This is a genomic window from Arthrobacter sp. GW460-12-1-14-TSB2, assembly GCF_059423525.1.
The window spans coordinates 290,517-304,343 of record NZ_JBWKYC010000003.1; the positions used below are offsets into that span (position 1 = coordinate 290,517).

Sequence of the window (13,827 nt, forward strand, 5' to 3'; positions counted from 1 at the left end):
TTGCGGCCCCATTGATCACAGCCCCAGCCGTGCCACGGCCTCGTGCCGCATCTCCACCTTGCGGATCTTTCCCGAAACGGTCATCGGGAAGCTGTCGCGGACCTCCACGTAGCGCGGGATCTTGTAGTGGGCCAGCCTCCCCCGGCAGAACTCGGCGACGGCGGGCGCGTCCAGCGGCTCCGCGCCGGGCTTGAGGATGACGCAGGCCATGAGTTCCTCGCCGTACTTGGCATCGGGGACGCCGATCACCTGCACATCCTGGATCGAGGGGTGCGTGTAGAGGAATTCCTCGATCTCGCGCGGGTAGATGTTTTCGCCGCCGCGGATCACCATGTCCTTGATCCTGCCCTCGATCACCACATACCCGTCCGCGTCCATGCGGGCCAGGTCGCCGGTGTGCATCCAGCCGTCCGCGTCGATGGCCTCGGCGGTCTTGTCCGGCTGGTTCCAGTACCCCTTCATCACGGCGTAGCCGCGGGTGCACAGCTCGCCGATCTCGCCTCGCTCCAGCACGCTGCCCGTCACCGGGTCCACCACCTGGCTCTCAAGCTGCGGCATGGTCCGGCCGACGGTCTCCGTGCGCTGCTGCATGGTGTCCCCCGCGCGGGTCATGGTGGACACCGGCGACGTTTCCGTCATGCCGTAGCAGATGGCCACATCCTTCATGTTCATCTCCGTGATGACCCGGTTCATCACCTCAACCGGACAGAGTGACCCGGCCATGACGCCGGTGCGGAGCGTGGACAGGTCGTACGAGGCGAAGTCCGGCAGCGCCAGCTCGGCGATGAACATGGTGGGCACGCCGTACAGGGACGTCCCGCCGAAGTCCTGGACCGCTTCCAGCGCGGCCGCCGGAGTGAAGGAGCGTCCCGGAATGATGGTGGCTGCGCCGTGGCTCAGGGCATTCAGGTTCCCGATCACCATCCCGAAGCAGTGGTAGAAGGGCACCGGAACCACCACCCGGTCATGCTCCGTATAGCCCAGCAGCTCACCGATGGAATAGCCGTTGTTCAGGATGTTGCGGTGCGTCAGCGTGGCGCCTTTGGGGAACCCGGTGGTGCCCGACGTGTACTGCAGGTTGATGGGGTCGTCCGGGTCCAGCCCCGCCAGGCGGGCCTTCAGGACGGAATGCCCGACGTCGTCGGCCCGCTTGAGCAGCTCGGCATACGTCATTTCCGCCTCCGTTTCAGGATCGCCGGCCTGCAGCTGGGGCTGGCCGCCGTCGGGCAGGAAGACGAGTTCCTTCAGTTCCGGGCATTCGCCGAGGGCCTGCCGGGCCATCCCGGTGTAGTCGCTGGCCCGGTCCGACGGCGCCGCCACGAGCATCCTCATGCCGCTCTGCCTGACCACAAACTCCAGTTCATGGCTGCGGTACGCCGGGTTCACGTTCACCAGGATCGCCCCGATCTTGGCCGTGGCGTACTGCAGGATGGTCCACTCCGCGCAGTTGGGGCTCCAGATGCCGATCCGCTCCCCCGCTGTGACGCCCCGGGCGAGCAGTGCGCGGGCCAGCCTGTCGACGTCGTCGTTCAGTTTGGTGTAACTCCAGCGGCGGGCATCGGCGCCGGGGACGGGAGCCGCCTCAATCAGGGCGTCGTGGAACGGAAAGCCGGCCACGATCCGTTCGAAGTTCTGGCCGATGGTCTCGTCAAGCAGCGGGACGTCAGTGTCCCCGGCTGTATAAGCGCGCATGTTGGCACGCTACCAACAGACCACCAGTAAAAGAAGCGTAGGAGAAGCAAAAAGCTAGGAAGCCCTACAAAATATTTCGGGACGGCAGGCGATGGCCCGGTAGGGTAAAACGCATGAGTGCACCGATTGACCTGAAGGCAACGTTCATCCCCAACGACGGCGAATTCTTCCGCGTGAAGCTCGCCCTCGAAATCGCGATCGACGAGGTGGTGAATGAGCCCGGCTGCATCCGTTACGAACTGACGGAGGCCACCGAGGAAAAGCTGGTGCTGACTGAGCAGTGGGCATCGGAGGAAGACCTGGAGAAGCATTCCAAGGGCACCGCCGTCCAGGACCTCAACGAGTCGCTGAGCGCGCTGCTGGCCGAACCTGTCCAGCTCGAACGGCTATAGCCCGCCGCCGATCAGAACAACTTTCCGAGCAAAACAACGCGGGGCCACTTAGCCGGCATGAACCTGGGTTCATCGGCTGAAGCGGCCCCGCGTTGGAGTTTAAGGCTCTGTGCAGCGGATTTGTGCAGCGGGGCCTTTAGGCCTCGGGAATCTGGGCGCCGTCCTGCTTGCCGGCAGCCGCGGCCGCCTCAGCCTGCGACCGTGCCACGTGCGCGTGGACTTCTTCCATGTCCAGTGCCTTGACGGCGTCAACCACCTGTTCCAGCTGCTGGGCGTTCAGCGCGCCGGGCTGCGAGAACACCAGCACCTTTTCGCGGAAGGCCATCAGCGTGGGGATGGACGTGATCCCTGCCTCGGCGGCCAGCTGCTGTTCGGCTTCGGTGTCCACCTTGGTGAAGACGACGTCCGGGTGCTTCTCGGAAACTGCGGAATACGTGGGTCCAAACTGCTTGCAGGGACCACACCATTCGGCCCAGAAATCAACGAGGACGATGTCGTTGTTCTCGACGGTTGATGCGAACTGTTCACCTGTAATGTCTACGGTAGCCATGGGTCAACGGTACGCGAGCCGTCCGGCGATGTCCCGATCGTTTCGCTCATGGCACACCTCTTGCCGTGCGACGGTTGCTGCACGGTGCCTGGTCTCAGTGCCAGAAGTGGGGCGCCTCGCGGCGGGAACCGGGCAGCGCGTTGGTTTCGCGCCACTCGTGAATCCACGCCGGCAGTTCGAGCCCGGCCGGCGGCTCGCCGAACTCCCGGAGAATCTCCTCCTGGCTCACCGGCCTCCCCTTGCTGACCAGCCGCGTGGCAATGTATGCGCGGGCGTAGATCTCCCCGTCCGCCACCATGCGCTGCTCGAAGTAGATGGCCTTGGCATCCAGCCCGATGATGCGGGTTTCGATGGTGTACTGCTGCCAAAGCTGCAGGGACTTCCGGAAGGCGATGGTCTCCCCGGCGGCCACGGGCGACCAACCCCGCCGGCGCATCTTCTGCCAGGTCCCGCTCCGCGCCATGAGGTCAAAACGGCCCAGATCCATCAGCGAGAAGTACATCCCGTTGTTGACGTGCATGGCGATGTCGATGTCCGTGGGCAGTACCCGCAGCTGCAGCGACGAGCTGCCCCAGATACTCAGGGGCGGCCTGCGGGAGGAAGTGAAGAGGAGCAGGAGCGTTCGCAAAAGGAGGTGCATGCCACCATGTTACCCGCGAGTAACATCAGGGCCAAGAGCACCCGCGCTTAGGATTTCACCATGACGCAGCAACGCTACAGGGACATCGCAGAGTGGCCCCTGATGGGAACAGCACTCGTTTTCCTGACAGCCTATGCCTGGCAGGTGATCGGACACATCGAAGGGCGGCAGGCCGACGTCCTTGAAGGCGTCATGTGGATCACTTGGGCTGTCTTCGTTGCTGACTATGCCGCCAACCTGTGGCTCGCGGACAACAGGAAGCGCTGGTTCATCCTCAACCTGCACGAACTGCTGATCGTTGCCCTGCCGTTTTTCCGGCCGCTCCGGCTGCTCCGGCTGGTCACCCTGCTCTCCGTTCTGCACCGGACGGTGGGCGAGACCCTTCGTGGCCGCGTGGTCACGTACGTGGGCGGCTCCGCTGTACTGCTGGTGTTCGTGGGCGCGCTGGCCGTCCTCGACGTCGAACAAAACGCCCCTGACGCCAAGATCCTCACGTTCGGGGACGCCGCCTGGTGGGCCATCACCACCATCACCACAGTGGGCTACGGAGACCTCTTTCCTGTCACCCCGATTGGCCGGATGGTGGCCGCGGCCCTGATGATGAGCGGCATCGCAGTGCTGGGTGTGGTCACGGCCTCCATTGCATCCTGGCTGGTGCAGAGGGTCGAGGAAAACACGGAAGCGGCTGTGGGATCGGCCGAACTTCCGGTCCGCGCGGACGTCCGGGAACTGCTCGTGGAAGTGGCTGCCCTGCGCCAGGAATTGGCGGAGCTGCGCCGCGAACGCCAGAACGAGACATAATTCCGGCAGGCCATGCGAATTCCAGAAAGGCAGCCATCGGACACCTTGAACCGATGACTGCCTTTTTTGTGCAATTAATCCACTCGGGTGAATTAGATAAACACTCAAGATTCCCTCAATATCCTGGATTAGCCCCCGGGTGAACTAATTAACCAGCCCTGCCCGCACGTACGTAGGCGCGGCACCTGCGGGCTCTGGATAGCGGGGCAGTAGGGGCATACTCACCCCGGAGCGAGTAGCCTCCCGCCCCTTAGCGAGTGTTCCCGCCGTCGAATAACGAAGCCGTTAGGTATCCAGCGCACAGGCGCGGGTGCCGCGCACGAATAGTCGGGTAATTCCCACTCGTGCAGTGATTACACCCCATTCATAGACTCGATATTCCTAGGGAAAGCAGCATTCCGGAATTACACATGGCCACTAAGTGGGCATGGGTCTAATCATTCGGCCTCCGAAATTACTCATCATTTCGGCAGGTCACTTCATGCGCCTCCATGCAACGGCCGCACGTCACCGCGGCCTGCTCCCGGCGCACCGCCACCCTGGGGCCCGCTGTCCTGTTGACCCCAAGGCATTGACTCTCGGGGGGAACCGATGGATCAAAACGAGCTTTACTCCGGGGGCAGAGCACCTGCCCCAGCCACTACAAAAAGTAGCGCCACAACCACCAGGCTGAGGACACTGTTGGCCGCGGGAGCCATAGTCACCGCAGTTGCGGTGACGGCCGTAGGCTACTCCGCCGCAGCGCAGACGTCCCGCGTCAGCGACGCCCAGGCAATAACGGCGCCTGTGCCCGAAACCGACAAGTCCCCAGACAGGCCGGCGACAGCCGGTGCGGGGACGCCGGAGGCGGCCGTTGCTGCCGTCCCGGAAGCCGCTGCGGCACCAGCCCCGGCGGCCGAACCGGCCCCGGCACCTGCACCAGAACCGGCACCCGCCTCAGCTCCAGAGCCGCCCAACATGTACACCGTGGTGGCCGGCGACACCGTGGGGGCCATCGCAGCCCGCTTCGGCGTCGATATGAACGCCATGCTGGCGGCCAACGGCCTGGGCGTGTACTCGCCGATCGTGCCCGGACAGGTGCTGAAGCTGACGGGACCCGCCGTCGCCGCGCCGGCGCCCGCGGCAGCTCCGGCACCGGCGGCGGCGGCGGCACCAGCCCCGGCCCCAGCGCCAGCCCCCGCTCCGGCACCCCCTCCGGCTCCTGCCGTCCGCACGATCTATGTGGCGGGGGCCGGCGGCCAGTCAATGGTCGACGCCTGTATCGGCCCCATCCACTTCACACCCACCGATGCCTACGCCCTGTTCATCACGGAGCACGACTTCTGCGGCGGGTGGGCACGGTTCTCGGGCATCGGAGTGGGCGAGACTGTCAGCATTCCGGGCTACGGGACCTACACGGTAGTCGGACGCGGACAGGTGCCGAATCCGGGCACCACCAACAATGTCTCAGCGATCTTCGGCGGTTTCCCGCGGGTCATCCTGCAGACCTGCATCCCGGGAACCAATCAGATGCTGGTGATTGGCCTCAACTAAGGGTCCTAGGCTTGTCCGCGGTTCCGAACCTTCAAGGCCAGGAGCCGCGGACAAGACTCTGCCGGAAGGCGATCCTGACCCTAAGATCCTGACCATTAAACAGAAAAGTCTCCGGAACCTGGTGGTTCCGGAGACTTTTCCTTGGGTGGCAGATGAGGGATTCGAACCCCCGTAGGCGTTGCCAGCTGATTTACAGTCAGCCCCCTTTGGCCGCTCGGGTAATCTGCCGAACTTCAAAAGAAGATCACTCGCGGCTTCTATGTTCAGAACGGCTGTTTCCAGTCCGTTTCGCTTCCAGTAACCGCGGGCAAGACAACTTTACAGAACTTCTGCCGAAGAATCGAATCGAGCCCCGAAGGACCCCGAATACCCCGGAATTCCGCCAAAAATCAGGCTTCACCAAGAATGCGGCCGGCCAGTTTCGCTTCGAACTTCGCTGCCTGCTCCTCGGTGATCTGGTTCAGCTGCACCGCCCGCATCAGATCCGAGTGGACACCGTCCAGCCGGGAAGAAGCATCTGCAACGGGGCCCAGGATGATCGAGGCGGCCACCGCGGCGGCTGCGACGGAAGTGGCTGCGGTGGCGAGGGTGGTGGCGGCCGCGGCAGTCGAGCGGGTGACGTAGCGGACGGCTTTCTGGTGCATGTGCGTTCCTTCCGGGGCAATTCTTCCAACCCCTCCAACTCTGGGGGCCAAGACTTCGTTCCCGCCATGTGTCCGCTATGAGGAAACTGTGAATCGGGCGGAGCGGCCCCGGGCCTTCACTTGGACGCCATCCGTACTAGGCTGGAATGCAGACAGCACCGCCCCTGAAGGGGCATCCAGGCGATCAGCAGGAGGACAGTTATGGCAGGCGAATCCACATTCGACGTCGTCAGCAAGGTAGACAAGCAGGAAGTTGCCAACGCGCTGAACCAGGCGCAGAAGGAACTGGCCCAGCGCTACGACTTCAAGGGCGTTGGCGCGGAAGTCGATTTCAGCGGTGAAAAGATCCTGATGAAGGCGAACTCGGAGGAGCGCGTCCTCGCCGTCCTGGACGTTCTGCAGTCCAAGCTCATCCGCCGCGGGATCTCCCTGAAGTCGCTGGACACCGGCGAACCCTATGCATCCGGCAAGGAGTACCGGCTTGAGGCCTCCATCAAGGAGGGCATCGCCCAGGACCTCGCCAAGAAGATCAACAAGCTGATCCGCGACGAGGCACCGAAGTCCGTCAAGTCCCAGATCCAGGGCGACGAGCTCCGCGTCACCTCCAAGTCGCGCGACGATCTCCAGGCCACCATGGCCCTCCTGAAGGACTTTGACGAGGCCGACCTGCAGTTCGTCAACTTCCGCAGCTAGCGTTCCCGCCGCCGTTTTCGACGCGCAAAAATCCTGACGCTACGCAAGAAGGCCGGCGACCCCCGTATTCGGGAGTCGCCGGCATTTTTGCGTGTCGAGGGCCTTTTTGCGTGTCGCCGGTCAGTTTGCGCGTCGAGGGCGTTTTTGCGTGTCGCCGGAGGAAAAGTACGACGGCGGCAGCTCAGCCGAGCGGTCCGCGCGCCATCAGTTCGAGCCGGGCGATGCGGTCCTGCATCGCCGGATGCGTTGCGAACATCCGAGCCACGCCACCGCCACGGAACGGATTGGCGATCATCAGGTGCGAGGTGTTCACCAGCTTCTGGTCCGGCGGGAGCGGCACCATCTGTACGCCCTGATGGATCTTGCGGAGGGCTGAGGCGAGCGCCAGCGGATCGCCGGTCAGCGCGGAACCGTCCTCGTCGGCGTCGTACTCCCTGGTCCGGGAGATGGCCGACTGGATCACCATCGCCGCGAGTGGCGCAAGCAGTGCCATGGCGAGCATGGCAAGCGGGTTCGAATTGCGCCGGTCACCGCCGCCGAAGAACAGCAGCATCTGCCCCACCGAGGTGATCACGCCGGCCACGGCCGCAGCCACGGACGAGGTGAGAATGTCCCGGTTGTAGACATGCATGAGTTCATGGCCCAGCACCCCGCGAAGCTCCCGGGTGCTCAGAAGCCGCAGGATCCCTTCGGTGCAGCAGACCGCGGCGTTCTGCGGGTTCCGTCCGGTGGCAAAGGCATTCGGCGCCGGCGTGGGCGAGACGAAGATCCGCGGCATGGGCTGGTTGGCCTTAGCGGAGAGCTCACGGACAATCTGGTAAAGCTGGGGAGCCTGCTCCTCGGTGACGGGGTAGGCCTGCATGGACCGGAGGGCGATCTTGTCGCTGTTCCAGTAACCGTATGCCGTGGTGCCTACGCCCACCAGCGCCATGATCCAGATGGGGGTGGTGCTCCGCATGCTGCTGCCGATCACGGCGCCCAGCCCCAGCAGCACCGCCCAGAGAACCCCGAACAGCGCCGCGGTCTTCAGTCCGTTGTGGTGATTATGCACTGTGCCTCCTTGCCGAAGATACTGCCCTCACGAAAGTACTGCCCTTACGGAGTTTGCCGGGGCGGCGCCGCTACGGAACGGGATTCCGCGCGTCGTACTTCAGGAAACCCGACTGCCAGCGTGCCACCGCCCACGCCACTGCGATGCACAACAGGCCGCCCAGCAGCAAGACCCAACCTTCACTCAAAAGTTTAGTGCCGCCGCCGGCCAGCATGTCGCCGATCCTCGGACCGCCTGCCACCACCACCACAAACACGCCCTGGAGCCGCCCGCGCAGGTGGTCCGGCGTCGCCGCTTGGAGGATGGTGGTGCGGAAGACGGCGCTCACGGAATCCGAAATGCCGGCCAGGGCGCAGCAGAGCGCGGCGGGCAGCAACCACCACGTCACGCCGTCCTCCCCGGAGCGACCGGCCAGGACCACCACCAGCCCGAAACCGGCAATGGACGCGCCCCAGCCCATGACGGACCACACCACCGCGCTTCCCTGCCGCCGGATGCCGCCCAGCGGCCCGGAAAACAGCCCGGCAAGGAACGCACCCACGGCCGTGGACGCGAGGAGCACGCCCACGGTGGCCTCGCCGCCGCCGATCATCACCGCGCCGATGGCCGGCATCAGGGCCCGCGGCTGCGCGAAGATCATGGCCACGAGGTCGATCACGAACGTCATCCGCAGGTTCGGGCGCGTGCCCAGGAAACGGAAACCCTCGACGACGGAACGCAGCCCGGCGCGGTGCGCCTCCTTGCCCGGCGGCATCGGCGGAAGCTTCAGCAGGGCCCAGAAGGCAAACACGAAGCTCACCACGTCCAGCGTGTAGGTCCAGCCGAAGCCGACCCACGCCACCAGTACACCGGCCAGGAGCGGACCGGCCGTCATGGCCAGGCCGAAGCTGATCATGCTCAAGGCATTGGCCGCCGGCAGCAGTTCCTTGCGGACCAGCATCGGGATGATGGCGCTGCGGGCCGGCTGGTTGATGGCCTGCGCTCCGCTCTGCACGGCCACCAGCACATACAGCAGCCACACGTTCCCAACCTCCAGCCAGGCCTGAGCCGCCAACGCGGCCGTGGTCAGCCACAGCACGCTCGTTGCCAGGAGGGCCACCCTGCGGCGGTCGTGGGCATCGGCGATGGAGCCGCCCAGCAGTCCTCCCAGCACCAGGGGAACCAGCGCGAAAATACTCAGGAGCCCCACGTAGAGGCTGTCCTGGGTCAGCCGGTACACCTCCAGGCTCACCGCAACCAGGGTCAACTGGCTGCCGAGGTTGGAGACGGCGGATCCGAGCCAGAGCCTGCGGAAGTCGGGGCTTTCGCGCAGCGGGGTGAGGTCAGCCAGAAGTTTTGCCACTGGGCAACTCTAGCCGCGCACGCCGGTGGAACCGGGGCACCCTGCGGTGGACTGCCGTGCGGGGTACGGGCTGCGGTGGGGGCTGCCGAGCCGCGGCCGGGCAGCCGGCCCCGAAGGTTCACCTTGGCCTTGATAGTCTCGGGGATAACCCCGGGCGGGGAATCACAACGGTGGAGGGAGTGCGCATGCAGTTGTCCAGACGGCTGCTTTTCGGCTCGTCGGTCTGGGAGGTCACCCGGCCGCGCACTCCGCTGACCTCCGGCCACCTGATGATCCGCCTCAGCGATCCGGCAACGGCCCTGGACCACCGTTCGGCCGCCGACTGGCTGCGTTGCCACAACGCTGCCCGCAGAGCACTGGCCGACGTCCTGGGGGCTGATACCTGCACCCTGCTCTTCGCGCACCGCTGGCATGCGCTCGGTGCCTCCATCGGCGAACCGGCTGCGGAATCTTCCACCCCCACGTTCCACCTTTTCGGTCGCTGGGACGGCGAACCGGTCACCCCGGCGGAACAGCTCTCCCTGCCGGCGCAGCGCAGGAAGCCTGCGTCGGACCGGGACCTGGACAAGTACGACGCCGGCCTGCGCACCGCGTTGCTGAACGCGGCAGGCCCGGCGGCAAGCCCGGCGGTACGCCCGGAAGCTGGCCCGGAATCCGGTGCGCCGCTGCCCGCCATCCGCGCCTGGCCGCCGTCGACCCCGGCAGGGTCCCACCACACGGTCCTGTCCCCCGAGCGGCCCCTCGGGTCCGTGGAGGATGTGGCCCCGGGGGAACTGCTGGCCCTGGCCGCGGCTTTGGAGGCCCTGGCGCTCCGTCAGGCCGTCACCGGCCTGAGCTGCATCGTGCCGGACACTGCCGTCACAGGCCGCCTGGAACTGCACGCGCTGGGCCGCTCCGCCGGTGAAGCCGTCAACCCCTTTGAAATGTTGCTGCATTCTCCGGAGATTAGCCCCGCCTTATTGTGATTTAGTCATAATAAGTGCTTGAATGGGGCTATGACAGTTCACGAGGCCGGCCAGGATGCATGGGCAGCTGCCCTGCGCGCCCACGGCCGCCGGGTGACCAAACAGCGGCTGGCGGTCCTCACCGCCGTCGAACACCACCCTCACTCGCCGGCTGAAAGCATCCTTGCCGCCGCGCGTGAGGAGCTGCCCGAGATGACCGCACAATCCGTATATGTGGTCCTTGGAGACCTCACGGACCTGCATATGCTGCGCCGGTTCGAACCACCCCACTCCCCTGCGCTGTACGAGACGCGGGTGGGCGACAACCACCACCACGCCATCTGCATCAGTTGCGGGCGGGTGGAGGACGTGGACTGCGCCGTGGGCCATGCGCCCTGCCTCACGCCGCACTGGGACGAAAACTCCGAGCCGATGACCATCCAGATCGCTGACGTTATGTACCAGGGCATCTGCCAGGACTGCCAGCGCACCCAAAAGCTACCCGCCGAACGAAACTAAGCAAGAAAACCAACCAAAGGAGAAAGATGACCTTGAACATCTCTGCGCCCGCTGTGTCCACCACACAGTCCGGTGCTCCCGTCACTTCCGATGCACACTCGAAGGCTGTCGGCGCTGACGGCGCCATCATCCTGACCGACCACTACCTGATCGAGAAGCTCGCACAGTTCAACCGCGAGCGCGTCCCGGAGCGTGTAGTGCACGCCAAGGGCGGCGGAGCCTTCGGTAAGTTCACCACGTCCGAGGACGTCTCCAAGTACACCAAGGCCGCGTTCCTGCAGCCGGGCGTCGAGACCGAAATGCTGATCCGTTTCTCCTCGGTCGCCGGCGAGAACGGCTCCCCCGACACCTGGCGCGATCCCCGCGGCTTCGCCGTCAAGTTCTACACCTCCGAGGGCAACTACGACCTCGTGGGCAACAACACCCCGGTATTCTTCATCCGCGACGGCATCAAGTTCCCGGACTTCATCCACTCGCAGAAGCGCCTCCCGGGCACCCACCTGCGCGATGCCGACATGCAGTGGGACTTCTGGACCCTGTCCCCGGAGTCCGCACACCAGGTCACGTGGCTCATGGGCGACCGCGGCCTGCCGGCTTCCTGGCGCGAAATGCAGGGCTACGGCTCGCACACCTACCAGTGGATCAACGCCGAGGGTGAGCGCTTCTGGGTCAAGTACCACTTCAAGTCCAACCAGGGCGTCAAGACCATCACCGGCGACCGCGCCGAAGAGCTGGCCGGTTCGGATGCGGACTTCTACATCCGCGACCTCCAGGAGAACATTGCCGCCGGCAACTTCCCCTCCTGGGACCTGCACGTCCAGGTCATGCCTTACGAGGACGCCAAGACCTACCGCTTCAACCCGTTCGACCTCACCAAGGTGTGGCCGCACTCGGATTACCCGCTGATCAAGGTGGGCACCATGGAGCTGAACCGGAACCCGGAGAACTACTTCGCGCAGATCGAGCAGGCCACCTTCGCGCCGTCGAACTTCGTGCCGGGTATCGCCGCTTCGCCGGACAAGATGCTGCAGGCCCGCATCTTCTCCTACGCTGACGCGCACCGCTACCGCGTGGGCACCAACCACGCCCAGATCCCGGTGAACCAGCCTAAGAACCAGGTCAACAACTACAGCCAAGACGGCGCCGGGCGTTACCACTTCAACGCCCCCTCCGTTCCGGTCTACGCCCCGAACTCGGTTGGCGGCCCCGCTGCCGTTGAGCCCGCAGTTGCAGGCGGCGGCTGGGAGAACGACGGCGAGCTGACGCTCTCCGCACACTCCCTGCACGCCGAGGACGGCGACTTCGGCCAGGCCGGCACGCTGTACCGCGAAGTGTTCGACGACGGCGCCAAGGCCCGTCTGCTGGACACCATCACCGGTGCGGTGGGCGGCGTCAAGACGCCCGAGATCAAGGAACGCGCCATCCAGTACTGGACCAACGTTGACGCCGACCTCGGCGCCAAGCTGCGCGCCAACCTGGGCGCCGGCCAGACCGAATCCGACGCCGAGGCAGCCAACAAGCTGTAGCCTCGTTGTTCTGCGGCGCCCCCGGCGCCGCTGACTGCGATTCACAAGGACACCCCGCTGCGGAGCATCCGCGGCGGGGTGTTCTGCGTTTGCCGTTTGCGGCTCTTCCCCGCCGTTTGGCTCTTACCCGCTGTTTTCCACAAGCCGTTTTCCACATACGGGCCCCCGGCCACTGGCCCGGCCGGCGACGCCGCCCTAGGCTCCCTACATGAACACATTCGCCGGTATCCCCGCCGCTGCCTTCGGCTTTTATGCCGAACTTGAGCAGAACAACAACCGGGAGTGGTGGCTGGAGCACAAGCCCGGCTACGAAACGCTCGTCCGGGAACCGCTGACTGCCCTGCTGGCCGAACTGGAGCCGAGGTTCGGGCCCGCGAAGATCTTCCGCCCCAACCGGGATGTCCGGTTCTCGCCGGACAAGTCCCCGTACAAGACGGCCCAGGGGGCCCTCGCGTCCTTCCAGGAAGGCGTGGGCTACTACGTGCAGATCAGCGCCGACGGCCTCCTGGTGGGCGGCGGCTGCCATTCGAGCTCACCGGCCCAGCTTGCCCGCTTCCGGAATTCGGTGGACGCGACCGGAACGGGCGAATCCTTGGAGCAGATCGTCCGTAGGGTCGCCGAGGCCGGCTTTACTGTCGAAGGGGAACGGCTCAAGACCGTGCCGCGGGGCTTCCCGCGTGAACATCCCCGGGCGGAGCTCCTCAAATACAAGTCGCTCTCCGCCGGCCGGGTGCTGGGTGAACCGGACTGGCTGTCCACGCCTGCAGCCGCTGAGGAAATTGGCCGGCTCTGGGACGAACTGCGGCCCCTCGTTGAATGGATGGGCCGCCACGCAGCACCCTAGGCCCGCGCTTAAAGCTCAGAAGTGCTGGCCGTCGGTGGCCAGGCGGTGCTCAAGGTTCGAGAAGAAGACGGCCACCATCAGTTCGAAGGCCTTTGTTGCTTCCTCGGGCTGGTTCATCACCACAAAGTCGAACTGCAGGCCGTAGAAGGTGGACGTGAAGAGTCGGGCGTCAGTGTCCGCGTACTCGGGGCGGATGCCCTGCACCACCAGCCAGTCGCGCGCTTTGTCGTGAAGCATGCGGAAGTGGTCCTGCGCTGTTCCGCGGGGCGAGGCCGCCACGACGTCCTGCGCGGTGGCCTCAAATTCCAGCCTGGCCAGGTGGCGGTTCCGCTGGGCCATGGTCCACTGCCAGGATTCCATCAGGAAAGACCGCCAGGCGTCCCTGTCAATGTCGCGCACGTCCGTGGTGCGCATGCTGTCCAGCCGGGATTCGATGGAGCGGATGATCTCGTTGACCAGCTGTTCCCGGTTGCCGAAGTGGTAGACCAGAACGTAGGAGCTGATGCCCAGGCCCTCTGCGAGGCTCCGGAACGTGAGCTCGGCCAGGGTCTTGTCCATCAGGTAGTCCTGGATGGCGGACAGCAGCTCCGCCTTGCGCTCGGGTTTAACAGCTCTGGCCATGACTCCATCTTATGGAGTCATGGCCAGAGCGAATT

General features: G+C 65.1%; 15 protein-coding genes and 1 tRNA gene. 8 read left to right on the forward strand and 8 right to left on the reverse strand.

The genetic code is table 11. The annotated features are described in order from the left end of the window. Window positions 1–15: 15 nt before the first annotated feature. On the reverse strand, window positions 16–1,692 hold the full coding sequence (locus AC07YR_RS07035) for an AMP-binding protein (RefSeq protein WP_494733527.1): 1,677 nt from the start codon (window positions 1,690–1,692) through the stop codon (window positions 16–18). 113 nt (window positions 1,693–1,805) lie between these two features. Between AC07YR_RS07035 and AC07YR_RS07040 the strand changes: the two genes are divergently transcribed. Then, window positions 1,806–2,084, forward strand: a complete 279-nt coding sequence (locus AC07YR_RS07040) for a putative quinol monooxygenase (RefSeq protein ID WP_436058307.1) — start codon at window positions 1,806–1,808, stop codon at window positions 2,082–2,084. A gap of 136 nt (window positions 2,085–2,220) precedes the next feature. On the opposite strand, the gene trxA is transcribed toward AC07YR_RS07040, so the two are convergent. Together trxA and AC07YR_RS07050 are read right to left on the reverse strand one after the other, a co-directional pair. Next, window positions 2,221–2,634 (reverse strand): thioredoxin, encoded by a 414-nt coding sequence (trxA, locus tag AC07YR_RS07045; RefSeq protein WP_055799683.1) that lies wholly within the window; start codon window positions 2,632–2,634, stop codon window positions 2,221–2,223. Window positions 2,635–2,728: 94 nt separating this feature from the next. Then, window positions 2,729–3,274 (reverse strand): acyl-CoA thioesterase, encoded by a 546-nt coding sequence (locus AC07YR_RS07050; protein ID WP_494733528.1) that lies wholly within the window; start codon window positions 3,272–3,274, stop codon window positions 2,729–2,731. 60 nt (window positions 3,275–3,334) lie between these two features. Here AC07YR_RS07050 and AC07YR_RS07055 point away from each other — a divergent pair, with 60 nt between their 5' ends. Both AC07YR_RS07055 and AC07YR_RS07060 read left to right on the forward strand, forming a co-directional pair. Beyond that, the gene (locus AC07YR_RS07055; RefSeq protein ID WP_494733529.1) at window positions 3,335–4,075 is read left to right on the forward strand and encodes a potassium channel family protein; all 741 of its coding nucleotides are present in this window, start codon (window positions 3,335–3,337) and stop codon (window positions 4,073–4,075) included. A 591-nt stretch (window positions 4,076–4,666) separates the two neighbouring features. Next, window positions 4,667–5,608, forward strand: coding sequence for a LysM peptidoglycan-binding domain-containing protein (locus AC07YR_RS07060; RefSeq protein ID WP_494733530.1), 942 nt, complete (start codon window positions 4,667–4,669; stop codon window positions 5,606–5,608). A 146-nt stretch (window positions 5,609–5,754) separates the two neighbouring features. On the opposite strand, the gene AC07YR_RS07065 is transcribed toward AC07YR_RS07060, so the two are convergent. Further along, window positions 5,755–5,836: transfer RNA gene (locus tag AC07YR_RS07065), tRNA-Tyr, on the reverse strand. Between the two features lie 161 nt (window positions 5,837–5,997). Beyond that, the gene (locus AC07YR_RS07070) at window positions 5,998–6,252 is read right to left on the reverse strand and encodes a hypothetical protein (RefSeq protein ID WP_494733531.1); all 255 of its coding nucleotides are present in this window, start codon (window positions 6,250–6,252) and stop codon (window positions 5,998–6,000) included. A 201-nt stretch (window positions 6,253–6,453) separates the two neighbouring features. Between AC07YR_RS07070 and AC07YR_RS07075 the strand changes: the two genes are divergently transcribed. Further along, window positions 6,454–6,945, forward strand: coding sequence for a YajQ family cyclic di-GMP-binding protein (locus AC07YR_RS07075; protein ID WP_003804256.1), 492 nt, complete (start codon window positions 6,454–6,456; stop codon window positions 6,943–6,945). A gap of 181 nt (window positions 6,946–7,126) precedes the next feature. Here the strand turns inward: AC07YR_RS07075 and htpX are convergent, their stop codons facing one another. Both htpX and AC07YR_RS07085 read right to left on the reverse strand, forming a co-directional pair. Then, complete coding sequence (gene htpX / locus AC07YR_RS07080) at window positions 7,127–7,996, reverse strand: zinc metalloprotease HtpX (protein WP_436058310.1); 870 nt, start codon at window positions 7,994–7,996, stop codon at window positions 7,127–7,129. A 70-nt stretch (window positions 7,997–8,066) separates the two neighbouring features. Beyond that, window positions 8,067–9,338: an MFS transporter gene (locus AC07YR_RS07085; RefSeq protein ID WP_055799698.1), complete on the reverse strand. Its 1,272-nt coding sequence runs from the start codon at window positions 9,336–9,338 to the stop codon at window positions 8,067–8,069. A gap of 185 nt (window positions 9,339–9,523) precedes the next feature. Here AC07YR_RS07085 and AC07YR_RS07090 point away from each other — a divergent pair, with 185 nt between their 5' ends. From AC07YR_RS07090 to AC07YR_RS07105, 4 genes are all read left to right on the forward strand, one after another. After that, the gene (locus AC07YR_RS07090; RefSeq protein WP_494733532.1) at window positions 9,524–10,303 is read left to right on the forward strand and encodes a hypothetical protein; all 780 of its coding nucleotides are present in this window, start codon (window positions 9,524–9,526) and stop codon (window positions 10,301–10,303) included. A gap of 30 nt (window positions 10,304–10,333) precedes the next feature. Further along, window positions 10,334–10,801: a Fur family transcriptional regulator gene (locus AC07YR_RS07095; protein ID WP_028269678.1), complete on the forward strand. Its 468-nt coding sequence runs from the start codon at window positions 10,334–10,336 to the stop codon at window positions 10,799–10,801. Window positions 10,802–10,827: 26 nt separating this feature from the next. After that, window positions 10,828–12,327 (forward strand): catalase, encoded by a 1,500-nt coding sequence (locus AC07YR_RS07100; RefSeq protein ID WP_055799704.1) that lies wholly within the window; start codon window positions 10,828–10,830, stop codon window positions 12,325–12,327. 208 nt (window positions 12,328–12,535) lie between these two features. Beyond that, on the forward strand, window positions 12,536–13,171 hold the full coding sequence (locus tag AC07YR_RS07105; protein WP_055799707.1) for a DUF2461 domain-containing protein: 636 nt from the start codon (window positions 12,536–12,538) through the stop codon (window positions 13,169–13,171). Window positions 13,172–13,186: 15 nt separating this feature from the next. Here the strand turns inward: AC07YR_RS07105 and AC07YR_RS07110 are convergent, their stop codons facing one another. Beyond that, window positions 13,187–13,792 (reverse strand): TetR/AcrR family transcriptional regulator, encoded by a 606-nt coding sequence (locus tag AC07YR_RS07110; RefSeq protein ID WP_055799710.1) that lies wholly within the window; start codon window positions 13,790–13,792, stop codon window positions 13,187–13,189. Between the last annotated feature and the right edge of the window lie 35 nt (window positions 13,793–13,827).

Bases quoted from the DNA above. Each gene is read 5' to 3' on its own strand.
- AC07YR_RS07035 (WP_494733527.1), bottom strand. From the start codon at position 1,692: ATGCGCGCTTATACAGCCGGGGACACTGACGTCCCGCTGCTTGACGAG.
- AC07YR_RS07040 (WP_436058307.1), top strand. From the start codon at position 1,806: ATGAGTGCACCGATTGACCTGAAGGCAACGTTCATCCCCAACGACGGC.
- trxA (WP_055799683.1), bottom strand. From the start codon at position 2,634: ATGGCTACCGTAGACATTACAGGTGAACAGTTCGCATCAACCGTCGAG.
- AC07YR_RS07050 (WP_494733528.1), bottom strand. From the start codon at position 3,274: ATGCACCTCCTTTTGCGAACGCTCCTGCTCCTCTTCACTTCCTCCCGC.
- AC07YR_RS07055 (WP_494733529.1), top strand. From the start codon at position 3,335: ATGACGCAGCAACGCTACAGGGACATCGCAGAGTGGCCCCTGATGGGA.
- AC07YR_RS07060 (WP_494733530.1), top strand. From the start codon at position 4,667: ATGGATCAAAACGAGCTTTACTCCGGGGGCAGAGCACCTGCCCCAGCC.
- AC07YR_RS07070 (WP_494733531.1), bottom strand. From the start codon at position 6,252: ATGCACCAGAAAGCCGTCCGCTACGTCACCCGCTCGACTGCCGCGGCC.
- AC07YR_RS07075 (WP_003804256.1), top strand. From the start codon at position 6,454: ATGGCAGGCGAATCCACATTCGACGTCGTCAGCAAGGTAGACAAGCAG.
- AC07YR_RS07090 (WP_494733532.1), top strand. From the start codon at position 9,524: ATGCAGTTGTCCAGACGGCTGCTTTTCGGCTCGTCGGTCTGGGAGGTC.
- AC07YR_RS07095 (WP_028269678.1), top strand. From the start codon at position 10,334: ATGACAGTTCACGAGGCCGGCCAGGATGCATGGGCAGCTGCCCTGCGC.
- AC07YR_RS07100 (WP_055799704.1), top strand. From the start codon at position 10,828: ATGACCTTGAACATCTCTGCGCCCGCTGTGTCCACCACACAGTCCGGT.
- AC07YR_RS07105 (WP_055799707.1), top strand. From the start codon at position 12,536: ATGAACACATTCGCCGGTATCCCCGCCGCTGCCTTCGGCTTTTATGCC.
- AC07YR_RS07110 (WP_055799710.1), bottom strand. From the start codon at position 13,792: ATGGCCAGAGCTGTTAAACCCGAGCGCAAGGCGGAGCTGCTGTCCGCC.